This is a genomic window from Pseudomonas sp. HN2 (assembly GCF_020736465.1).
GTDB lineage: Bacteria > Pseudomonadota > Gammaproteobacteria > Pseudomonadales > Pseudomonadaceae > Aquipseudomonas > Aquipseudomonas moraviensis_A.
In genome coordinates, this window is sequence record NZ_CP085885.1 from 5,583,177 (window position 1) to 5,606,518 (window position 23,342).

General features: G+C 61.4%; 17 protein-coding genes. 14 read left to right on the forward strand and 3 right to left on the reverse strand.

Annotation, left to right across the window (positions count from 1 at the left end; translation table 11 throughout):
* Window positions 1–49 precede the first annotated feature (49 nt).
* From LIS66_RS24835 to LIS66_RS24850, 4 genes are all read left to right on the forward strand, one after another.
* The gene (locus tag LIS66_RS24835; protein WP_227973221.1) at window positions 50–1,015 is read left to right on the forward strand and encodes an L-carnitine dehydrogenase; all 966 of its coding nucleotides are present in this window, start codon (window positions 50–52) and stop codon (window positions 1,013–1,015) included.
* A 228-nt stretch (window positions 1,016–1,243) separates the two neighbouring features.
* Entirely contained in the window at window positions 1,244–1,720 is a 477-nt protein-coding gene (locus tag LIS66_RS24840; protein WP_227973222.1) for a thioesterase family protein, read from the forward strand.
* Between the two features lie 25 nt (window positions 1,721–1,745).
* Entirely contained in the window at window positions 1,746–2,909 is a 1,164-nt protein-coding gene (locus LIS66_RS24845) for a gamma-butyrobetaine dioxygenase (RefSeq protein ID WP_227973223.1), read from the forward strand.
* 369 nt (window positions 2,910–3,278) lie between these two features.
* Window positions 3,279–3,542, forward strand: a complete 264-nt coding sequence (locus LIS66_RS24850; RefSeq protein ID WP_008083190.1) for a hypothetical protein — start codon at window positions 3,279–3,281, stop codon at window positions 3,540–3,542.
* 73 nt (window positions 3,543–3,615) lie between these two features.
* Here the strand turns inward: LIS66_RS24850 and LIS66_RS24855 are convergent, their stop codons facing one another.
* Both LIS66_RS24855 and LIS66_RS24860 read right to left on the reverse strand, forming a co-directional pair.
* Complete coding sequence (locus LIS66_RS24855) at window positions 3,616–4,719, reverse strand: GlxA family transcriptional regulator (RefSeq protein ID WP_007949927.1); 1,104 nt, start codon at window positions 4,717–4,719, stop codon at window positions 3,616–3,618.
* A 603-nt stretch (window positions 4,720–5,322) separates the two neighbouring features.
* Window positions 5,323–6,699 carry an L-serine ammonia-lyase gene (locus LIS66_RS24860; protein WP_042606623.1) on the reverse strand — a complete coding sequence of 459 codons (1,377 nt, stop codon included), beginning with the start codon at window positions 6,697–6,699 and terminating at the stop codon, window positions 5,323–5,325.
* 435 nt (window positions 6,700–7,134) lie between these two features.
* Here LIS66_RS24860 and LIS66_RS24865 point away from each other — a divergent pair, with 435 nt between their 5' ends.
* The 3 genes from LIS66_RS24865 (at window position 7,135) to choV (ending at window position 10,180) form a co-directional block, all read left to right on the forward strand.
* Entirely contained in the window at window positions 7,135–8,082 is a 948-nt protein-coding gene (locus LIS66_RS24865; RefSeq protein WP_042606622.1) for a choline ABC transporter substrate-binding protein, read from the forward strand.
* Window positions 8,083–8,159: 77 nt separating this feature from the next.
* Window positions 8,160–9,005, forward strand: a complete 846-nt coding sequence (gene choW, locus LIS66_RS24870; RefSeq protein WP_016772805.1) for a choline ABC transporter permease subunit — start codon at window positions 8,160–8,162, stop codon at window positions 9,003–9,005.
* On the forward strand, window positions 9,002–10,180 hold the full coding sequence (gene choV / locus LIS66_RS24875; protein WP_016772804.1) for a choline ABC transporter ATP-binding protein: 1,179 nt from the start codon (window positions 9,002–9,004) through the stop codon (window positions 10,178–10,180). The genes choW and choV overlap by 4 nt, the downstream gene beginning before the upstream one ends.
* 256 nt (window positions 10,181–10,436) lie before the next feature.
* On the opposite strand, the gene LIS66_RS24880 is transcribed toward choV, so the two are convergent.
* Window positions 10,437–12,377: a BCCT family transporter gene (locus LIS66_RS24880; protein WP_227974546.1), complete on the reverse strand. Its 1,941-nt coding sequence runs from the start codon at window positions 12,375–12,377 to the stop codon at window positions 10,437–10,439.
* 486 nt (window positions 12,378–12,863) lie between these two features.
* Between LIS66_RS24880 and betI the strand changes: the two genes are divergently transcribed.
* The 7 genes from betI (at window position 12,864) to dbpA (ending at window position 23,218) form a co-directional block, all read left to right on the forward strand.
* Complete coding sequence (betI, locus tag LIS66_RS24885) at window positions 12,864–13,457, forward strand: transcriptional regulator BetI (protein WP_042561476.1); 594 nt, start codon at window positions 12,864–12,866, stop codon at window positions 13,455–13,457.
* Between the two features lie 87 nt (window positions 13,458–13,544).
* Window positions 13,545–15,017: a betaine-aldehyde dehydrogenase gene (gene betB / locus LIS66_RS24890; RefSeq protein WP_227973224.1), complete on the forward strand. Its 1,473-nt coding sequence runs from the start codon at window positions 13,545–13,547 to the stop codon at window positions 15,015–15,017.
* A 209-nt stretch (window positions 15,018–15,226) separates the two neighbouring features.
* On the forward strand, window positions 15,227–16,930 hold the full coding sequence (gene betA, locus LIS66_RS24895) for a choline dehydrogenase (protein ID WP_227973225.1): 1,704 nt from the start codon (window positions 15,227–15,229) through the stop codon (window positions 16,928–16,930).
* 252 nt (window positions 16,931–17,182) lie between these two features.
* Window positions 17,183–18,625, forward strand: a complete 1,443-nt coding sequence (locus tag LIS66_RS24900) for a TldD/PmbA family protein (RefSeq protein WP_042606619.1) — start codon at window positions 17,183–17,185, stop codon at window positions 18,623–18,625.
* A complete protein-coding gene (locus tag LIS66_RS24905; protein WP_042606618.1) occupies window positions 18,625–19,962 on the forward strand; it encodes a TldD/PmbA family protein in 1,338 nt (445 codons plus the stop codon). Before LIS66_RS24900 ends, LIS66_RS24905 begins: the two co-directional genes overlap by 1 nt.
* Before the next feature lie 213 nt (window positions 19,963–20,175).
* Window positions 20,176–21,603, forward strand: coding sequence for a multidrug transporter subunit MdtD (mdtD, locus tag LIS66_RS24910; protein ID WP_042606617.1), 1,428 nt, complete (start codon window positions 20,176–20,178; stop codon window positions 21,601–21,603).
* Between the two features lie 229 nt (window positions 21,604–21,832).
* Entirely contained in the window at window positions 21,833–23,218 is a 1,386-nt protein-coding gene (gene dbpA / locus LIS66_RS24915; RefSeq protein WP_024014613.1) for an ATP-dependent RNA helicase DbpA, read from the forward strand.
* Window positions 23,219–23,342: the final 124 nt, after the last annotated feature.

The window sequence follows — 23,342 nt, forward strand, 5'->3', positions numbered from 1 at the left end:
AGCAGGCTCGCTCCCACAGTTGATCGCCGAACTATTCAGGAATGTCGCCATGCGCTTTATCACCGAAATCAAAACCTTCGCCGCCCTCGGCAGCGGTGTCATCGGCAGTGGCTGGGTCGCCCGCGCCCTCGCTCATGGCCTCGACGTGGTGGCCTGGGATCCGGCGCCCGGCGCCGAAGCGGCGTTGCGCCAGCGCGTGGCCAATGCCTGGGGCGCGCTGGAGAAGAACGGCCTGGCGCCGGGCGCTTCGCAGGATCGCCTGCGCTTTGTCGCCACCATCGAGGAATGCGTGCGCGACGCCGATTTCATTCAGGAGAGCGCCCCCGAGCGGCTGGAACTGAAACTCGATCTGCACAGCAAAATCAGTGCCGCCGCCAAGCCCGACGCCTTGATTGGCTCGAGCACTTCAGGCCTGTTGCCCACCGAGTTCTACGAGAGTTCGACGCACCCTGAACGCTGCGTGGTCGGGCATCCGTTCAACCCGGTCTATCTGTTACCGCTGGTGGAAGTGGTCGGCGGCAAGCACACCGCGCCTGAGGCGGTTCAAGCGGCGATGCAAGTCTACGAATCTCTTGGCATGCGTCCGTTGCATGTGCGCAAGGAAGTACCGGGGTTCATCGCCGATCGCTTGCTTGAAGCGCTGTGGCGCGAGGCGCTGCACCTGGTCAATGACGGTGTGGCGACGACCGGCGAGATCGACGATGCGATTCGTTTTGGCGCCGGCCTGCGTTGGTCATTCATGGGTACATTCCTGACTTACACCCTGGCCGGCGGCGATGCCGGCATGCGCCACTTCATGTCGCAATTCGGCCCGGCGTTGCAATTGCCGTGGACGTATCTGCCAGCGCCGGAGCTGACCGACAAGCTGATCGATGATGTGGTCGATGGCACCAGTGAACAGTTAGGCCGCCACAGCATCTCGGCGCTGGAGCGCTACCGTGATGACTGCCTGCTGGCGGTGCTTGAGGCGGTGAAGACCACCAAAGAGAAGCATGGGATGAGTTTCAGCGAGTAATGCGTATGGCATGACACTGCTGCCCTCACCCTAACCCTCTCCCTGAGGGAGAGGGGACTGACCGAGGTGTTTTTGCAAGCTACGCCGACTTGCACCTCTGAGTCGAACTCTGGACTTGAAAAGCTCGAAAATCGGCTCCCTTTCCCCCTCGCCCCCTTGGGGGAGAGGGCTGGGGTGAGGGGGTAGCTCTTGATCTTAAAAACCCGCCCAATGCCCGGAACCCAAACCATGCCCCACCTCACCACTTACCAAACCAGGATCATCCCCGACTGGGTCGACTACAACGGCCACCTGCGCGATGCCTTCTACCTGCTGATCTTCAGCTACGCCACCGACGCGCTGATGGATCGCCTGGGCATGGACAGCAACAACCGCGAAGCCAGCGGCCATTCGCTGTTCACCCTCGAGCTGCACCTCAATTACCTGCACGAAGTGAAGCTCGATACCGAGGTCGAAGTGCGCACGCAAATCATCGGCCACGACAGCAAGCGTCTGCACCTCTACCACAGCCTGCACAAAATCGGCGAGGAACAGGAACTGGCCGGCAATGAACAGATGCTCCTGCACGTCGACCTCGCCGGCCCGCGCGCGGCGCCGTTCAGCCCCGACACGCTGCATCACCTGCAAGCGATCGTCGCTGAGCAAACCGACCTGCCCGCTCCCGCTTACATCGGCCGCGTGATCGCGCTGCCACCTGCCCGGTAAATCCCTCCATCGTCAAGGAGCCGCCATGAACACCGCCGTCGCTGTTGCCGATTTTCGTACTTATCCGTTGATCAGCGCGCTACGCGGCGTGCAAGGGCTGGCGGATCGCGTTGTCATCGAATGGGCTGACGGTCGTGTCAGCCCGTTTCACCATGTTTGGTTGCGGGACAACTGTCCGTGTGATCGCTGCGTCTACAGCGTCACCCGCGAGCAGGTCTTCGAGAGCGTCGATGCCGCCGAGGATCTGCAACCACTGGCCACGCGCATCGACACCGAAGGCTGCCTGCGCATCGACTGGCAGGATGGTCACCTCAGCCGCTTCGATCCGGGCTGGTTGCGCGCTCACGCCTATGACGACGAGTCCCGCGCCGAACGCCTGGCCGGCAAACCGCAGAGCCGTTTGTGGCATAGCGATCTGCAGTTGCCGGTGTTCGAGTACGCCGCACTGATGAACGACAACGCTGCGCTGCTGCAATGGTTGCTCGCCGTGCGTGACATCGGCCTGACTCAAGTGCGCGGCGTGCCCACCGAGCCGGGCTCGCTGAAGCTCATTGCGCAGCGGATTTCCTTCATCCGCGAAAGCAATTTCGGCGTGCTGTTCAATGTGCAGTCCAAAGCCGACGCCGACAGCAACGCCTACACCGCCTTCAACCTGCCATTGCACACGGATTTGCCGACTCGCGAGCTGCAACCTGGGCTGCAATTTCTGCACTGCCTGGTGAACGATGCCGAGGGTGGCGAAAGCATTTTCGTCGATGGTTTCGCGATCGCCGACGCCTTGCGTCGAGAGGATCCGCAGCTGTTTCAGGCCCTGTGTGAAATCCCCGTGGAGTTTCGCAACAAGGACCGCCACAGCGACTATCGCTGCCTGGCGCCAATCATTGCTGTGGATGCGTTGGGGCATGTGGCGGAAATTCGCATGGCGAACTTTTTGCGCGGCGCGTTCGATACATCCGTGGCGCAGATGCCGTTGCTGTATCGAGCCTATCGACGTTTTATCGCGATGACCCGCGAGCCGCGGTTTCGGCTGGTGCAGCGGCTCAATCCGGGAGAGTTGTGGTGCTTTGACAACCGCCGCACGCTGCATGCGCGCAATGCCTTTGACCCAGCCACCGGGGCGCGGCATTTTCAGGGCTGCTATGTCGACCGGGATGAGTTGTTGTCGCGGATTCTGGTGTTGCAACGTTAGCCCGCTACAAGATCGCAGCCTTCGGCAGCTCCTACAGGGCAACGCATTCCACCTGTGGGAGCGAGCCTGCTCGCGAAAGCGTCAGCGGGAACAACCAATCTCTGACTGATTCACAGACAAAAAAAACTCCGATCAAGCCGTGACAGGATCGGAGCTGAGGAGGGTACTGTTGAGGAGCTGCCAGGCGAGGGTGACCAAACCTTCGTGAAGCGAGCTGGGGCCAGTTTGCCTACTCGCCAATCCATTCGGTTAGCCGAAAACGACCTGTTCATAGTCGTCCCGGCCACCGCGACAAAACGCCCTTGCCGCGTCCGGTCGGGGCCACCAGAATCGAGCCAAGACCTCCGTTGCCACAGAAGGATTTGCGTAATGATGTACGCCGATTTGATTGACCAGGAAGATCTGTTGGGCCAGCTCAAGGCCTTGGGTATTCAGGTGCCGAGCGGTACCACCGCCGAGCAGGCCTGTGAGTGCGCGGTGCGTGGCCTGGATAATGTTCGCGCATTCGAACTGCGCAAGATGGTCAAGGACATGTACACCAGCGGCGCCAGCATTCAGCCGGCGGTGCGTCAGGCGATCGACAAACAGTTGTTGCCGGCCCTTGCGGATTACCAGCAGTCCCACAGCGCCTGAGAAACCCCTTCGCGAGCAGGCTCGCTCCCACCTGATCGTTCCCACGCTCTGCGTGGGAACGATCAGACTCGGTCTACAGCCTTACGCTGGCAAACGTCGATTCATTGCGCGCCTGACTCAGCGCTGACATCGGCCCCGACAGCGGCGACATCACGATCGCTTGCGGCAGTGGCAGCATGGCCACTTGCTGGGTGGTGTTGGAGCCGACGCGCTCGTCACGCGGCGGAATGCCGAAGTACTCGCGGTAGCACTTGGAGAAGTGCGGCGTGGAGACGAAACCACACACCGATGCCACTTCGATGATCGACATCGGCGTCTGCTTGAGCAGTTGCCGGGCGCGGATCAGCCGCAGCTTCAGGTAATAGCGCGACGGTGAGCAGTGCAGGTATTTCTGGAACAACCGCTCCAGCTGTCGACGCGACACCGCGACATACACCGCCAGCTCATCAAGATCGATCGGCTCTTCCAGATTGGCCTCCATCAGCGCGACGATTTCCTGCAGCTTCGGCTGATTGGTGCCGAGCATGTGCTTGAGCGGCACACGCTGGTGATCCTGTTCGTTGCGGATACGCTCGTAGACGAACATTTCCGAAATCGCTGCGGACAGTTCGCGACCGTGATCGCGGCTGATCAGGTGCAGCATCATGTCCAGCGGCGCAGTGCCGCCGGAGCTGGTGAAGCGGTTACGGTCGAGGGTGAACAGGCGTGTGCTCATGGCCACGCGCGGGAAAGCTTCCTGCATCGCCGCCAGGCATTCCCAGTGCACGCTGCAATCGAAGCCGTCGAGCAGACCGGCGCAGGCCAGCGCCCAACTGCCAGTGCACACCGCGCCAAGACGCTTGGACTGACGCGCCTGGCTTTGCAGCCAGGACACGTGCTCACGGGTCACGGTGCGTTGAATGCCGATGCCGCCGCAGACAATCACGGTGTCCAGTGGCGGGGCTTTGTGCATGGAAGCGTCGGGGGTGATCTGCAGACCGTCACTGGCCCAGACCTGGCCGCCATCGACAGTGAGGGTGCTCCAGCGATACAGCTCACGACCGGACAATTGGTTGGCCATGCGCAGTGGCTCAACGGCGGACGCCAGGGAAATCAGCGTGAAATTGTCCAGCAGCAGAAAGCCGATGGATTGAGGCGCACGGTTCTGGGGTTGGGCCCCGGAGTTGAACGACGTCATCGCGGTATCTCCTCACACAAAGCGGGTGGTGGCCTCAGGCGGAGGCTCTTGTTATTGCCGGCATTCTCACGAGGGAAGCAGGCTTTGTTATGACAGAGCAATTGCCATGCCTGAAATTGGATGGCCATTCAATAACTCCTGAAAACGACCTCGCGACGCGTCTATACGAGACCTCGGATCACGGCATTTCGAAGTGCCATCAAGCGCCTTGACCGCCCTGCCGCGCAGCCTGTGAGCAGATCGGTAGCACTTGTGGGAACGGGCCTGCAGAGGATTTGCACAGAGTGTCACCGCAAGCACGGGCGACCAGCGGTCAAGTAACGACTGATAAGTCACGGCTGATAAAGACGCTTGTCTGATTGCGACGCGCCAAAAGGTGGCGTGATTGAAATGAGGTGTTCATTTGGTGAGCAGTTTTGACTGGTCTGGCCTCATCACACTGAATGCCGGTCGTGGACCATTGTGGCGAGGGAGCTTGCTCCCGCTGGACCGCGAAGCAGGCCCGAAACCAGACTCGCGGTTCTGCAATTGAAATGCATCAAGCTGATTGCGACTGCTGCGCAGCCGAGCGGGAGCAAGCTCCCTCGCCACAATAAATATGCGTCAGCACTCCACGGCACTGACCGCCAGGCCACCGCGCGACGTTTCTTTATATTTGTCATGCATATCGGCGCCGGTATCGCGCATGGTGCGGATCACCCGGTCCAGGGAAATGAAGTGTTGACCGTCGCCACGCAGGGCCATTTGCGCGGCGTTGATCGCCTTCACCGCCGCAATCGCATTGCGCTCGATGCACGGCACCTGCACCAGCCCACCAACCGGGTCGCAGGTCAGGCCAAGGTTGTGCTCCAGACCGATTTCCGCTGCGTTGCACAACTGTTCAGGCGTGGCGCCGAGAATCTCCGCCAGCCCCGCCGCCGCCATCGCGCAAGCCGAACCGACCTCACCCTGGCAACCGACTTCGGCGCCAGAGATCGAAGCATTCTTCTTGCACAGAATGCCGACCGCCGCCGCGCCGAGGAAATAGTCAACGACGTTGGCGTCGGTCACCGCCTCGCTGAACTTCATAAAGTAGTGCAACACCGCCGGGATGATCCCCGCCGCGCCGTTGGTCGGTGCGGTGACCATACGCCCGCCGGCAGCATTCTCTTCATTGACGGCCAGGGCGAACAGGTTGACCCACTCCATCGCGCTCAGGGTCGAGCCGATGACGTTGGGTTTGTTCAGTTCCTGCAGGCTGCGGTGCAACTTCGCCGCGCGCCGGCGCACGTTCAAGCCGCCGGGCAGAATGCCTTCGTGCTTGAGGCCCTGCTCGACGCAATCCTGCATCGCCCGCCACAGCTTCATCAGGCCGGCGCGGATTTCTTCTTCGCTGCGCCAGACCTTTTCGTTGGCCATCATCAGTTCGGCAACGCGCAGATTGTGCGTCTTGCACAGTTCCAGAAGCTCGACCGCACTGGAGAAGTCGTAGGGCAATTCGGTGCGATCCAGATCAACCACACCGCTGGCCGCTTGCGCCTCATCAACGACAAAGCCGCCGCCGATTGAATAGTAGGTGTCACGGTGCAGCTCACCGAACTCGCCTTCGGCAACCAGGGTCATGGCGTTGGGATGGAATGGCAGGTTTTCATCGATCAGGCGCATGTCCCGGGCCCAGACAAACGGCACCGACAGACGACCATCCAATAACAGCGTATGGGTTTCGCGCAGCGCCTGAATGCGCGGGCCGATCTGCGACGGGTCGATTGCGTCCGGCCACTCGCCCATCAGGCCCATGATCACCGCGTTATCGCTGCCGTGACCGACGCCGGTGGCCGACAGCGAACCGAACAATTGCACCTCGATGCGCCGCACCTGTTCCAGCTGATGCTTGCCGCGCAGCGACTCGACGAACAGCGCGGCGGCGCGCATCGGGCCGACGGTGTGGGAACTGGAAGGGCCGATGCCGATTTTGAACAGGTCGAAAACGCTGATAGCCATTGCTGCAGAGCTCCTGAGAATACCGGTCCGGGCGGCAAAAGCGCCCGCTGGCGGAGCTGCTACGCTCAAGCTGCGATCCGCCGAATGCCGGCATCATCGGGCTTTTGTCGGCGCGCACGGCGTCTGACACCGACGCACTCATGTCCAGCAGCGTCGTTACGTTTTCGCCCCGCAAATACGCCGCTTTTATGCAGTTGTGCAGGTCATCGGAGGCGGAAAAAAGCTGTAAGCGACGTCACCGACACTGGAAGCGACCATCCCTGTACTGGATACGACCCTCCCTGTAGGCGTCAGATTTTCACTGGTACATGATCGGGATGACTCGATTGCCAGGCGCTGCGGTAGAGCTGTCTTACGAACGCCACCAACCGCAACCCATAAGTGCGGTGGTCCACAGTCGGAACACTGCCAAAAAAAACACCAAGGAGTCCATCCATGAAAGGTTCCCCGTCGTTGTTGTTGGCCGCCCTGCTGAGTCTGCCGTTACTGGCGCAAGCCGCAGAACCGGCACAGTGCAGCCTCGTTAACTTCTCCGATGTCGGCTGGACCGACATCACCGCGACCACCGCCACCACTTCCGTCGTTCTCAACGCCCTCGGCTACAAGACCAAGACCACCATGATCTCCGTGCCCGTGACCTACAAGTCGCTGGCCGACGGCAAGAACATGGACGTGTTTCTCGGTAACTGGATGCCGACCATGGAGAACGACATCAAGCCGTACCGCGATGCCGGCACTGTCGACACCGTGCGCACCAACCTCAAGGGCGCCAAGTACACCCTCGCCGTGCCGCAAGCCCTTTACGACAAAGGCCTGCATGACTTCGCCGACATCGCCAAATTCAAGAAAGAGCTCGACGGCAAGATCTACGGCATCGAGCCGGGCAACGACGGCAACCGGCTGATCCAGAGCATGATCGACAAGGACGCCTTCGGCCTGAAAACCGCCGGCTTCAAGGTCGTCGAATCGTCCGAGGCCGGCATGCTCTCGCAAGTCGACCGGGCGCAGAAACGCGACACCGCCGTGGTCTTCCTAGGCTGGGCCCCGCACCCGATGAACAAGCGCTTCAAGATTCAATACCTGACCGGCGGCGACGACTTCTTCGGCCCCGATTTCGGTGCGGCGACCGTGGCGACCAACACCCGCAAGGGTTACGCCACGGAATGCAGCAACGTCGGTCAGCTGTTGAAGAACCTGGAGTTCACCGTCGACATGGAAAGCGAACTGATGGGCAACATCCTCGACGACAAGATGAAGCCTGACGCGGCCGCCAAGGCCTGGCTAAAAAAGAATCCACAGGTGCTCGAAACCTGGCTCGCTGGCGTGACCACCATTGACGGTAAACCAGGCCTGGAGGCCGTGAAAGCCAAGCTCGCGCCTTGATTCGAGGGGCATCGCTTATGCCGGGCAGGCGTGCCTGCCCGGGCTGTTAATTTCCTTGCATGCGGACGTTCACTACCATGCTGATTGATCAGAAAATACCTCTAGGCCAGTACATCGCGGGCTTCGTCGAATGGTTGACGCAACACGGCGCCAACACCTTCGACGCAATCGCCGTGACACTGGAAACGATGATCCACGGCGTGACGTTTGCGCTGACCTGGTTCAACCCACTGGTGCTGATTGGCCTGATTGCCATCATCGCCCACCTGATTCAACGCAAGTGGGGCCTGACCGCGTTCGTGGTCGCCTCGTTCCTGCTGATCCTCAATCTGGGCTACTGGCAGGAAACCATGGAAACCCTCGCCCAGGTGCTGTTCGCCACCCTGGTCTGCGTGTTGATCGGCGTGCCGCTGGGCATCGTCGCCGCGCACAAACCGATGTTCTACACCATGATGCGGCCGGTGCTCGATCTGATGCAGACCGTGCCGACCTTCGTTTACCTCATTCCTACCCTGACCCTCTTCGGGCTGGGTGTGGTACCGGGCCTGATCTCCACGGTGGTCTTCGCCATTGCGGCGCCGATCCGCCTGACCTACCTGGGCATCCGCGATGTCCCGCAAGAACTGATGGACGCCGGCAAGGCCTTCGGCTGCTCGCGTCGCCAATTGCTCTCAAGGATCGAACTGCCGCACGCCATGCCAAGCATCGCGGCCGGCATCACCCAGTGCATCATGCTGTCGCTGTCGATGGTGGTGATCGCGGCACTGGTCGGCGCCGATGGACTCGGCAAACCGGTGGTCAACGCACTGAACACTGCTGATATTGCGCTGGGCTTCGAAGCAGGCCTGGCAATCGTACTGCTGGCGATCATGCTCGACCGTATCTGCAAACAACCCGACGCCAAAGTAGGGGGTGACGCATGAGCATAATTCGCTTCGAAGACGTCGACGTGATCTTCTCCAAAGACCCGCGCGAGGCACTCAAGCTGCTCGATCAGGGCATGACCCGCAACGAGATCCTCAAGAAGACCGGGCAGATCGTCGGCGTGGAAAAGGCCACGCTGGACATCAACAAGGGCGAGATCTGCGTGCTGATGGGCCTGTCCGGTTCGGGCAAGTCGAGCCTGCTGCGCTGCATCAACGGCCTTAACACCGTGAGCCGCGGCAAGTTGTTCGTCGAGCACGAAAACCGCCAGATCGACATCGCCTCCTGCACCCCGGCCGAGCTGAAAATGATGCGCACCAAGCGCATTGCCATGGTGTTCCAGAAATTCGCCCTGATGCCCTGGCTGACGGTGCGCGAGAACATCAGTTTCGGCCTGGAAATGCAGGGCCGACCGGAGAAGGAACGCAAAAAACTGGTCGATGAGAAACTTGAACTGGTTGGCCTGACCCAGTGGCGCAACAAGAAGCCGGACGAACTCTCCGGCGGCATGCAGCAGCGCGTCGGCCTCGCCCGCGCGCTGGCGATGGACGCCGATATCCTGCTGATGGACGAACCGTTCTCGGCGCTCGACCCGCTGATCCGCCAGGGTCTGCAGGACGAATTGCTGGAACTGCAACGCAAGTTGAGCAAGACCATCGTGTTTGTGAGCCACGACCTCGATGAAGCCCTCAAACTGGGCAGCCGCATCGCGATCATGAAGGACGGCCGGATCATCCAGTACAGCGTCCCCGAAGAAATCGTCCTCAACCCGGCGGACGACTACGTGCGGACCTTTGTTGCCCACACCAATCCGCTCAACGTGCTTTGCGGCCGCAGCCTGATGCGCACGCTGGACAAGTGCAAACGCATCAACGGCTCGGTGTGCCTCGATCCGGGCGGCGATTCGTGGCTGGACCTGGCCGAAGGCAACACCATAAAAGGCGCCCGGCAGAACGGTTCAGTACTGAACCTGCAGAACTGGGCACCTGGCCAAGCGGTGGAAGGCCTGGAGCGCAAGCCGACGCTGGTGGACTCGAACATCGGCATGCGTGACGCGCTGCAGATCCGTTATCAGACCGGCAACAAGCTGGTGCTGCACGATAACAATCATGTGGTGGGGATCCTCGGCGACAGCGAGCTGTATCACGCGTTGTTGGGCAAGAATCTGGGGTAATGCGCCAGATGGGATAAAAAAAGGGATCGCGGTGAGCGATCCCTTTTTTGTTGGGTCAGGGAAAACCCCCTCACCCTAGCCCTCTCCCAGAGGGAGAGGGGACCGACCGGGGGATGCTGCAGATCTGCACCGACCTGATCTTGCTTTACCGAATCCATAATCGACTCGATCTTTCAGGTCGATGTACAACGCCAGACACCTCAGTCGGCTCCCTCTCCCTCAGGGAGAGGGCTGGGGTGAGGGCAAGCTTTTGACTTTAGCTATACACCCGGCCAAGAAGCTGCCGATGGCTCTCGAACTGATCGAGCACATCCCGGGTAATCTGCTCCGGCGTAAAGCCCATCAAGTCGTAATCCTGACTGCCATTGTGCAGATACACCTCGGCCCGGTAATAACGCTGGCGCGCTTCATCCGCTTGCGCCGATTCGGTCGGAGTCGCCAGATAGCCGTCCAGGCTCACTTCATAAACGAAAGGGTTGCCCTCTTCCATTTCGACCCGCACACCCATGCAACGCTTGGCCTTGCCCAACAGCGTCTGCACTTCAATCCCCTGATTGCGCAGTTGTGCGGCCGCATCTTCCAGCGCCGGGGTGACGTGTTTGTCCATGAAGCGCTGCACCACCGATTGGCTCGGCTGTAGATCCAGCTGAGTCAGGCGCTCGCTGAAACCACGGCGTCCGCGCTCGGCCAGTTGCGCTTGCTCCTGTTCGATCTGCACGTCCTGGCGCATCGCCTTGTGCAGGCCGAACATGAAGCAGATCAGCACCACCGAGAACGGCAGGCCGGCCAGCACGACCATGGTCTGCATGGCTTCGAAGTTGCCGGCGAACAGCAGGCCAATGGTCACCAGCGTGATCACCACCGACCAGAAGATCCGCAGCCAGTGCGGCGCGTCTTCATCGACGTTACCGCCCTTGCACGACAGGTTCGCCATCATCACGGCGCCGGAGTCGGCCGGGGTCAGGAACAGCACGAAGCCGACGAAGATCGACACACCGATGACGACTTTCGACGCCGGGTAATGCTCAAGCAACTGATAAATCGCCATCGACGGCTGTTCCAGCGCCGTCTTGCCCAACTCCACCGCGCCCTGATTCATCACCAGATCCAGCGCCGAGTTACCGAAGATCGACAGCCACGCCAAGGTGAAGCCCAGCGGAATCAGCAGCACGCCAGCGACCAGTTCCCGCACGCTGCGGCCACGGGAAATCCGCGCGATGAACATGCCCACGAATGGCGCCCAGGAAATCCACCATGCCCAGTAGAACAGGGTCCACAGGCCGAGCCAGCGGTCGGACTTGGCGTTGTCGCCTTCATAGACGTACAGGTCGAAAGTCTTCAACACGACGCCGTTGAGGTAGTCACCGATGTTCTGCACAAAGCCGTTGAGCAAGTGCAGGGTCGGGCCGAACAACAGGACGAAAATCAGCAGGCCGCTGAACAGCACGATGTTCAGGTTGGACAGGCGACGAATGCCATTTTCCACACCCGACACGGCAGCGATGGTCGCCACGGTGCTCATGACGATGATGACGATCAGCAGGTTGGTGTTGCTGTGCTCCATGCCGAACAGGTTCTCCAGCCCGGACGACACTTGCAGCGAGCCAATCCCCAGGTTGGTCACCAGACCCAGCAGCGTTACGAACATGCCGAAGCCGTCTACCGCGTGCCCGGCCGCGCCCTTGACCCAGCGCTCGCCGACCAGCGGATACAGTGCCGAACGCAGCGCCAGCGGCTGGTTATGCCGATAGGCAAAATACGCCACGGCCAGACCGACCAGTGCGTAGATCGCCCAGCCGTGCAGGCCCCAGTGCAGGAACGTCAGTTGCACTGCCTGCCGCGCGGCCAGGTTGCTGGCCGACGTGCCTTCCGGCGGATTGAAATAGTGATCCAGCGGCTCGGACGCGCCGAAGTACAACAGCGAAATGCCGATGCCTGACGAGAACAGCATCCCCGCCCAGGCGCCGTAACTGAAATCCGGGGTGTCGTCCTTGCTGCCCAGTTTGAGTTTGCCGTACGAGGAAAACGCCAGACCGACCACGAACACCAGGTAGGCGGCGATCACCACCATGTAGTACCAGCCGAAGCTGCGCGACAACCAGGCCTGGGCCATCCCCAACATTCTGCCGGCCTCTTGCGGGGCGATGATCAGAATGGCGGTCAACAACAGAATCAGCGCGGTCGAGGTGTAGAACACCCAACCGTTGACCGTCACCTTCTCGGGCGGGGTCTTTATTAGCGAGGCAGAACTCATGGCACAAATGCTCCAGGCAGTGCGAGAGAAGAACACAAGGCATCACGGCACCCGACCAATCGGTTAGTTGGCAGCCGACCGGCGGGTGATATAAAGACACTCCGAAAAAAGCCCGAACCTGCCGAAATGGCGTTGCGTATTCGCTTTCGTGGCCAGAGGTGCCGGACGTTCATCCGAAACCTGGCCCCGAGCGTCTTGCCCTTTCAACACGTCCTTCGAATCACGAACCGCGCCATGCCCCACGCAGGTTTCGAGCCGTTTCAGGTGTCGGTTTTTATCGTCATCACGCGTAGGAATTTTCTGTAGGCAGCGACGAATTGTCGCAGATCTTATTCTTTGTTGATTGAACGTTCAATCAAAACAAAATAGACTGGCCCTCAATCCGATCGGCGTCATTCGCCCCTCGGAAGGCCTAAGGAGATGTGCAAGATGCCCAAGGTCGGTATGCAACCCATCCGCCGCCAACAACTGATCGAAGCCACTTTGCAGGCCGTCGATCAGGTCGGAATGGGGGACGCCAGCATTGCGCTGATCGCCCGTTTGGCCGGTGTCTCGAATGGCATCATCAGTCATTACTTTCAGGACAAGAACGGCCTGATCGCCGCCACGATGCGGTACCTGATGACCGCCCTCAGCGAGAGCGTCACCGCGCGCCGTCAGGCGCTGGCAGATGACAGCCCACGGGCGCATCTGCAGGTGATCATCGAAGGCAACTTCGACGCCAGCCAGGTCAATGGCCCGGCAATGAAAACCTGGCTGGCCTTCTGGGCCACCAGCATGCACCAGCCGTCTTTGCACAGGTTGCAGCGGATCAACGATCACCGTCTGTATTCCAACCTGTGCTGCCAGTTCCGCCGTGTGCTGCCGCTCGAAGATGCGCGCAGTGCGGCCCGGGGTCTGGCAGCGTTGATTGACGGCTTGTGGTTGCGCGGCGCGCTGTCGGGAGACGCTTTCGACACGGCGCAGGCGCAACAGATCGCTTACGAATACATGGATTTCCAATTGGCCAAGCAGGTGAGCTAGAGCACACAGAAACGCTCAGCCCCTGAACTCCACCGCAGCGTCATCGCGGTGGTCAACGCCAACCACCAATGCACTTGCGAGGACACTATGGCCCGTTTCGAACTGCAAAAACTCTACATCGATGGCGCGTATACCGATGCCGGCAGCGACGCCACCTTCGAAGCCATCAACCCGGCGAACGGTGAAGTCCTCGCACTGGTGCAGCGTGCGACCAAGGACGACGTCGAGCGCGCCGTGGTCAGCGCCGAAAAGGGCCAGAAAATCTGGGCCGCGATGACCGCCATGGAGCGTTCGCGCATCCTGCGTCGCGCCGTCGACATCCTGCGCGAGCGCAACGATGAACTGGCCGCGCTGGAAACCCTGGACACCGGCAAATCCTTCTCCGAAACCAAATACGTCGACATCGTCACCGGCGCCGACGTGCTGGAATACTACGCAGGCCTGGTGCCCGCCATCGAAGGCGAGCAGATCCCGCTGCGTGACACCTCTTTCGTTTACACCCGTCGCGAGCCGCTGGGTGTGGTCGCCGGTATCGGCGCGTGGAACTACCCGATCCAGATCGCGCTGTGGAAATCCGCTCCAGCCCTGGCGGCCGGTAACGCGATGATCTTCAAGCCAAGCGAAGTCACCTCGTTGACCACCCTGAAACTGGCCGAGATCTACACCGAAGCCGGCGTGCCGAACGGCGTGTTCAACGTCCTGACCGGCAGCGGCCGCGAAGTCGGCACCTGGCTGACCGAGCACCCGCGCATCGAGAAAATCTCCTTCACCGGCGGCACCGACACCGGCAAGAAAGTCATGGCCAGCGCCTCGGCTTCGTCGTTGAAAGACGTGACCATGGAACTGGGCGGCAAGTCGCCGCTGATCATCTTTGACGACGCCGACCTCGATCGCGCCGCCGACACTGCGATGATGGCCAACTTCTACAGCTCCGGTCAGGTCTGCACCAACGGCACTCGCGTATTCGTACCGGCGCACCTGAAAGCTGCGTTCGAAGCCAAGATCGTTGAACGCGTTGCACGCATCCGCATCGGCAACCCGGAAGACGAAAACACCAACTTCGGCCCGCTGGTCAGCTTCGCCCATATGGAAAGCGTGCTGGCCTATATCGAAAAAGGTAAGGAACAAGGCGCGCGCGTCCTGTGCGGCGGCGGTCGTCTGACCGACGGCGAATTCGCCAAAGGCGCGTTCGTTGCACCGACCGTGTTCACCGATTGCAGCGACGACATGACCATCGTCCGCGAAGAAATCTTCGGCCCGGTCATGGCGATCCTCTCCTACGAAACCGAAGAAGAAGTGATCCGCCGCGCAAACGACACCGACTTCGGCCTGGCTGCCGGTATCGTCACCAAAGACCTGAACCGCGCCCACCGCGTGATTCATCAACTGGAAGCCGGTATCTGCTGGATCAACGCCTGGGGCGAGTCCGACGCGAAAATGCCAGTCGGCGGCTACAAGCAGTCGGGCGTGGGCCGTGAGAACGGGATCAGCTCGCTGAATAACTTCACCCGGATCAAATCGGTACAGGTCGAGCTGGGCGATTACGTCTCGGTGTTCTGATCTGCCGCAACGCTGAAGTCGGGGCCCTTGTGGCGAGGGAGCTTGCTCCCGCCGGGCTGCGAAGCGGCCCCGACTGCAGACACCGCAGTTATCCAGACAGAACTCAGTTGCAGGCTTTGCGACTGCTGCGCAGCCGAGCGGGAGCAAGCTCCCTCGCCACAGCAAGTGGCCACTCGGCAGCCTGACCACATTTAAAGAGGGTGCATTCAATGTCCCAAGAATTCGATTACATCATCATAGGTGCCGGCTCGGCCGGTAACACCCTGGCGACCCGTCTGACTGAAGACGAAGGCGTCACCGTTCTGCTGCTCGAAGCCGGGGGCCCGGATTACCGCCTCGACTTCCGCACGCAGATGCCCGCCGCGCTGGCGTTCCCGCTGCAAGGGCGTCGCTACAACTGGGCCTATGAAACCGATCCAGAGCCACATATGGACGGTCGCCGGATGGAATGCGGTCGCGGCAAGGGCCTCGGCGGCTCTTCGCTGATCAACGGCATGTGCTACATCCGTGGCAACGCCATGGACTACGACGGCTGGGCGAAACTGCCGGGTCTGGAAGACTGGTCGTACCTCGATTGCCTGCCGTACTTCCGCAAAGCCGAAACCCGTGACATCGGCCCGAACGATTACCACGGTGGCGAAGGTCCGGTCAGCGTGACCACGCCAAAGGCCGGCAACAACCCGCTGTTCCACGCGATGGTGGAAGCTGGCGTGCAGGCCGGTTACCCGCGCACCGAAGACCTCAACGGCTACCAGCAGGAAGGCTTCGGCCCGATGGACCGCACCGTGACGCCGAATGGCCGCCGTGCTTCCACCGCCCGTGGCTACCTCGACATTGCCAAGAAGCGTTCGACCCTGACCATCGTCACCCACGCCCTGACCGACAAGATTCTGTTTGAAGGCAAGCGTGCGGTCGGCGTGCGTTACCTGATCGGCGACGCGCAAGAGCGCGTTGAAGCCAAGGCGCGCAAGGAAGTCCTGCTGTGCTCCGGCGCCATCGCATCGCCGCAGATTCTGCAGCGCTCTGGCGTCGGCCCGGCGAAACTGCTGGAAAGCCTCGACATCCCGGTGGTTCACGACCTGCCGGGCGTCGGTGAAAACCTGCAGGATCACCTTGAGCTGTACCTGCAATACGCCTGCACCCAACCGGTCTCGCTGTACCCGTCGCTGCTCTGGTACAACCAGCCGGCGATCGGTGCCGAGTGGCTGTTCAACGGCACCGGCATCGGTGCCAGCAACCAGTTCGAGGCCGGCGGTTTCATTCGTTCGCGTCCGGAATTCGAGTGGCCGAACATCCAGTACCACTTCCTGCCGGTGGCGATTAACTACAACGGCAGCAACGGTGTGAAAGAGCACGGTTTCCAGGCGCACATGGGTTCCATGCGCTCGCCGAGCCGTGGCCGCGTCCAGGTCAAATCCAAGGACCCGCGCCAGCACCCGAGCATCCTGTTCAACTACATGGCTACCGAGCAGGACTGGCAGGAATTCCGCGACGGCATCCGCCTGACCCGCGAAATCATGCAGCAGCCGGCACTGGACGCGTTCCGTGGCCGCGAAATCAGCCCGGGCATCGACGTGCAAACCGATGAGCAGTTGGACAAGTTCATCCGCGAGCACGCCGAAACCGCGTTCCACCCGTCCTGCTCGTGCAAGATGGGCACCGACGAGATGGCCGTGGTCGATGGCGAAGGTCGTGTGCACGGCATGCAGAGCCTGCGCGTGGTCGATGCCTCGATCATGCCGATCATCACCACCGGCAACCTCAACGCACCGACGATCATGATGGCGGAGAAAATCGCCGACAAGATCCGTGGTCGCAAACCGCTGCCGCGCAGCAACGCTGCGTACTACGTCGCGAACGGCGCGCCGGTCAAAGGCAAGCCGATGCGGGATATCACCCCGGTTACCCAGTAAGTCGTAAGACCGAGGCGCGACCTTCGCGAGCAGGCTCGCTCCCACATTGGAATGCATTTCAACTGTGGGAGCGAGCCTGCTCGCGAAGGGGCCCTCAGATTCAGCACAAATTCCCCCGCTGCACAGTAAAACCTCCTACACCCCCTCTTCACTTGATCCTACCCCCACGCGGGCCTACTCTAGACCTCGCGCAACCGTTTCACCCCTCCCCGCTGTCGCCATGCCGCTACTCCATTACAAGGAGGTTCCCAAATGTTCGATTTCCACCCCCAGCTCAAGCAGCGCTTCGCTGCCTTGCGCACGGGCGCTGAATTCTTTTCCCTGCGGTATGTGCGCGAGTCCGGGCAGTATCTGTCGGTGCGCAAGAACGTCGCCGAACCGCCGAGCCTGCGCCGCGACGAAGGGGCGATGCTCACCGTGCGGGTCAATGGCGTCGAAGCCTACGCGGCGACCAACGATCTTTCGCAACAGGGCCTGCAAGCTGCCGTCGAACGCGCCGAGCAACAGGCCCGGCGGCTCAAGCCGCACGCCTTGCTCGATCTGCGCGAGCAGCCGGTTTCCAGCGATCGCGCCGATTATTTTTCGCCTAACCTCGAACAGCCCTTCCCGTCCCTGAGCGAATGCTTCGAGCTGCTCGGCGCGGAATCCGCCTCGGTGCCCAAGGATGAGCGCCTGGTCAATTGGCAAGTGAGCATCGGCATCACTCACGTCGAGCAGATTTACCTGAGCAGCGCCGGCGCCGAATTGCGTCAGGCCCAGCGCTTCGTCTATCCAGGCCTCGACGTCACGGCCTACGACGGCAACGACAGCCAGACCCGTAGCCTGGGCCGGGAGAATTTTGGCCAACAGGGTGGCGCCGATGTCATCAGCCGTTGCGGACTGGTCGGTGCCGGCCCGCAAGTGGCCGATCAGGCCCTGCAACTGCTGCTCGCGCCGAACACCCCGCAAGGCCCGCGCGATCTGCTGCTGATGCCCGATCAGATGATGCTGCAGATCCACGAGTCCATCGGCCACCCGCTGGAGCTCGACCGGATCCTGGGTGATGAGCGCAATTACGCCGGCACCAGTTTCGTCAAAACCAGCGATTTCGGCAGCCTGCAATACGGCTCCAGGCTGCTCAACGTAACCTTCGATCCGGACATTCCCGAAGAACTCGCCAGCTACGGCCATGACGACGACGGCACTGCGGCCAGCAAGCAATTCCTGATTCGCGACGGCCTGCTGCTGCGGCCACTGGGCGGAGCGCTGTCGCAATATCGCGCCGGCCTCGATGGCGTCGCCAACAGCCGCGCCTGCGGCTGGAACCGCCCGCCGATCGACCGCATGGCCAACCTCAATATCGAGCCCGGCGATCAGACGCTGGAGCAGATGATCAGCGGTATCGAGCACGGCATCTTGATGAGCACCAACCGCTCGTGGTCGATCGACGATGCGCGCAACAAATTCCAGTTCGGCTGCGAATGGGGCCAGTTGATCGAGAACGGTGAACTTAAAGGCGTGGTGAAAAATCCCAACTACCGGGCGATTTCCGCGCACTTCTGGAAGAGCCTGCGCGCCGTCGGCGATGCCAGCACCGTCAAGGTGCTGGGCACGCCGAACTGCGGCAAGGGCGAACCGAACCAGGTGATTCGCGTCGGCCACGCTTCGCCGGCCTGCGTATTCAGCAACATTGATGTGTTTGGGGGAGACGCCTGATGAGCATTTCGAAGCGTCAGTCCGACGCCTTCAAGGTCATGGTCAACTGGCTGCGCGACAGCGTGCGCGAGCCGGAACAGTTCACGCTCAGCTACGCCGCCGAAGCCTCGGCGTTCGTGCGCTTCAATCACGCCAAGGTGCGCCAGGCCGGGCAGGTGCAACAGGCCAACGTCGGCCTGAAACTGATCAACGACGGTCGCCACGCCGACCTGCAGATCACCTTGTCCGGGGATCAGGAAGCCGATTTGCAACGGCTCGCCGAGGGCCTGCAGCAATTGCGCGAAACCCTGCCGCTGCTGCCGCAGGATCCGTATCTGCTGCTCAATCACAACAGTTGGCAGAGCACGCACGTACAAGCGCATCCGCTGCCGGACACCGAAGATGTCGTCGGGCAAATCTGCGCCGCCGCTGAAGGTCTCGACCTGGTCGGTTTTTATGCTGCCGGTCCGATCAGCCGCGGTTTCGCCAGTTCCGCCGGCGCGTTCGGCTGGCATGAAGCCAACAGCTTCAATTTCGACTTCAGCCTGTTCCATGAAAATGGCGAAGCGGTGAAGGCCAGTTACGCCGGGCACGACTGGAGCGACGAGGGTTTCGCCAGGCGTTTCGCCCAAGCCCGCGAACAGCTTGAGTTTCTCGGCCGACCGTTACGCACCCTGGCGCCTGGTCAGTACCGTGCCTATCTGGCGCCGGCGGCGCTGGAAGAAATCATGGGCATGCTCAGTTGGGGCGGCTTTTCGGCGCAATCGATCGCCAGCAAGAGCAGTCCGTTGCAGAAGCTCTACGTCGGCGATCAGGCATTCAGCCCGTTGCTGTCGCTGGATGAGAAAGTCAGTGAGTCGCTGAGCCCGGCGTTCTCCGCCGAAGGCTATCCGCGCAGCGATCTGCGTCTGATCATCGAGGGCAAGGCCGGGGATCAACTGGTCGGCTCGCGCAGCGCTGCCGAATATGGTCTGGCGGCGAACGGTGCGGGCGGCGGCGAGATGCCCAGCGCGTTGAACATGGCGGCAGGTGATTTGTCGCAGCAAGAGATCCTCAAGCAGTTGGGCACCGGGCTGTACATCAGCAACCTGTGGTACCTGAACTACTCGGACCAACCGGCGGCGCGTATGACCGGCATGACCCGTTTCGCGACTTTCTGGGTCGAGAACGGCGAGATCCAGGCGCCGGTCAGCACCATGCGTTTCGATGACAGCGCCTACAACCTGCTCGGTTCGCAGCTGGAAGCGTTGACCACCGAGCGCGAACTGCTGCTGTCGGCGAGCACCTACAGCCAGCGCAATACCTCGTCGGCGTTGTTGCCGGGAGCGTTGGTCAGCCGACTGACCTTGACCCTGTAAATCGCCCCCCGGTGAGGGGGGGCACACTCAACTGTGGCGAGGGAGCTTGCTCCCGCTGGGTTGCGAAGCGACCCCAAAACCGGAGCTCACGGTGTTCCAGTAATACCGCGCTGGCCGGATTCACGACGGCTGCGCCGCCGAGCGGGAGCAAGCTCCCTCGCCACAGAGTTCCATTCAGACCGACAAGCCGGATTAACCACCTTCAGAGGTTCCATGCCCAACCGCCCGCCTCTCGACGCCATCACCGCACGCTGGTTGCCGTGGGTCGTCGCCATTGCGTTCTTCATGCAGTCCCTCGACGGGACCATCCTCAACACCGCGCTGCCGGCCATGGCCAGCGATCTCGCTGAAGACCCGTTGCGCATGCAGGGCGTGATCATCGCCTACATGCTCACCGTCGCCCTGTTGATCCCGGCGTCAGGCTGGATCGCCGACCGCTTCGGCACCAAGAAAATCTTCTTCGGTGCGATCCTGCTGTTCAGTTTCGGCTCGCTGCTCTGCGCCTTGTCCAGCAGCCTGAGCATGCTCATCGGGGCGCGGGTGATCCAGGGCCTCGGCGGTGCGCTGATGTTGCCGGTCGGACGGCTGGTGGTGCTGCGCGCCTATCCGCGTTCGGAACTGGTGCGGATCATGGGTTTCATCACCATTCCCGGCCTGCTCGGCCCGCTGATCGGCCCGACCATGGGCGGCTGGATGGTGGAATACGTAACGTGGCACTGGATCTTCCTGATCAACCTGCCCGTCGGGGTCATCGGTTGTTATGCGGTGTGGAAATTCATTCCTGACCTGCGCGGTACTGAGCGCACGCGTTTCGATAGCCTCGGTTTTCTACTGTTCGGCGCGGCGATGATCCTCATCACCATTGCCATGGAAGGCCTTGGCGAATTGCACTTGCCGCACCTGCGGGTGATGTTGCTGCTGTTCGCCGGCATGGCCTGTCTGGCGGCGTACTGGCTGCGCGCCGGGCATATCGAGAATCCGCTGTTCGCGCCGTCACTGTTCAAGACCCGCACCTTCGCCGTCGGCATTCTCGGCAACCTGTTCGCACGACTGGGCAGCGGTGCCCTGCCGTTTCTTGTGCCGTTGTTGCTGCAAGTGGCGTTAGGCTATTCGCCCTCGCAAGCCGGGATGAGCATGTTGCCGCTGGCCGCTGCGGCGATGATCGCCAAGTGGGTCGCCCGACCGCTGATCGAACGCCTCGGCTATCGCATCGTCCTCACCGGCAACACGCTGGCACTGGGGATCATGCTGGCGAGCATGGGCCTGGTCAGCGAGCAGACGCCGTACTGGCTGCTGCTCTGCCTGCTGGCGGTGCTGGGGGCGATCAACTCGCTGCAATTCACCGCGATGAACACCGTGACCCTGATCGACCTCGACGATGCCAGCGCCAGCAGCGGCAACAGTTTGCTGTCGGTGGTCGCGCAATTGTCGCTGAGCCTCGGGGTCGCCTGCGCCGGTGCGCTGCTCGGCGGCTTCACTGCCAAGGTCGGCAACGATGGTGTGGAAACCGTGCTCGGCGCTTTCCAGCTGACCTTCGTTACGGTCGGCGTGATGGCGATGCTGGCGGCAACGATCTTCTCGCAGCTGTCGAAAGAGGACGGACGCCGGGCGAAACGGCCGCAGGAACACATCGAACACTGATGTGTGATGAAGGGCTTGTGTGGCGAGGGAGCTTGCTCCCGCTGGACTGCGCAGCAGGCCCTGCTTTTTGAGTAGAAAAGCGGGGGCCGCTTCGCGCCCCAGCGGGAGCAAGCTCCCTCGCCACAGGTTTAACGCCACTTGGATAAACGTGGCTGTTCGTCCAGAACTGTCGAGGAAACTGGCACGGGGCTGCTACACTGCGCGACATTTTGTTTTGCAGGCCAGTCCCGTGACCACCATCGCCACCGCTTTTAATACTCTGCCGCTGTCCGCCGCCATGCTGGCTAACCTCGAATCACTCGGTTATGCCCAGATGACGCCGATCCAGGCGCAGAGCTTGCCGGTGATCCTCAAGGGGATGGACCTGATCGCCCAGGCCAAGACCGGCAGCGGCAAGACCGCCGCGTTCGGCATCGGCCTGCTCAACCCGATCAATCCGCGCTACTTCGGTTGCCAGGCGCTGGTGATCTGCCCGACCCGTGAGCTGGCTGACCAGGTCGCCAAGGAAGTCCGTCGTCTGGCCCGCGCCGAAGACAACATCAAGGTCCTGACCCTCTGCGGTGGCGTGTCGTTCGGCCCGCAGATCGCTTCGCTGGAGCATGGCGCGCACATCATCGTCGGCACCCCGGGGCGCATTCAGCAGCACCTGCGCAAGGGTTCGCTGGTGCTTGATGGTCTGAACACGCTGATCCTCGACGAAGCCGACCGCATGCTCGACATGGGCTTCTACGACGCCATCGAAGACATCATCATCAAGACCCCGGAGCGTCGCCAGACCCTGCTGTTCTCCGCGACCTACCCGGTGGGCATCAAGCAACTGGCCTCGAAATTCATGCGCGATCCGCAGACCGTCAAGGCTGAAGCCTTCCACGACGACACGCAGATCGAACAGCGCTTCTACGAAATTTCCCCGGAAGAGCGCATGAGCGCAGTGACCAAGGTCCTGCACCACTTCCGTCCGGCGTCCTGCGTGGCGTTCTGCTTCACCAAGCAGCAAGTGCAGGAAACCGTTGATCACCTGACCGCCAAAGGCATTTCCGCCGTCGGCCTGCACGGCGATCTGGAACAGCGTGACCGCGATCAGGTGCTGGCGATGTTCGCCAACCGCAGCACCTCGGTGCTGGTTGCCACCGACGTCGCCGCCCGTGGTCTGGATATCGATGCGCTGGACATGGTGATCAACGTCGAGCTGGCGCGGGATTCGGAAATCCACATCCACCGCGTCGGCCGTACCGGTCGTGCGGGCGAGAAAGGCATTGCCATCAGCCTCGTCGCGCCGTCTGAAGCTCATCGTGCGCAAGCCATCGAACAATTGCAGAAAGCGCCACTGAACTGGGATCAGATCGACAACCTCAAGTCTCAGGGCCTGGCACCGCTGCAACCACCGATGACCACCCTGTGCATCGGCGCTGGCCGTAAAGACAAGGTGCGTCCAGGCGACATTCTTGGCGCATTGACTGGCGAAGCGGGCATTCCCGGTGCGCAGGTTGGCAAGATTGCGATCTTCGATTTCCAGGCCTATGTCGCTGTCGAGCGCACCGTGGCCATGCAGGCCTTGCAGCGCCTGAACGACGGCAAGATCAAGGGCCGCTCGTTGCGCGTACGCATTCTCTAAGCGATTTTCCATCCAAAGGAGATCCCCTGTGGGAGCGAGCCTGCTCGCGAATGCAATCGGTCAGTCGACATCATTGTTGAATGACACAGCGCTTTCGCGAGCAGGCTCGCTCCCAAAGTTTGTG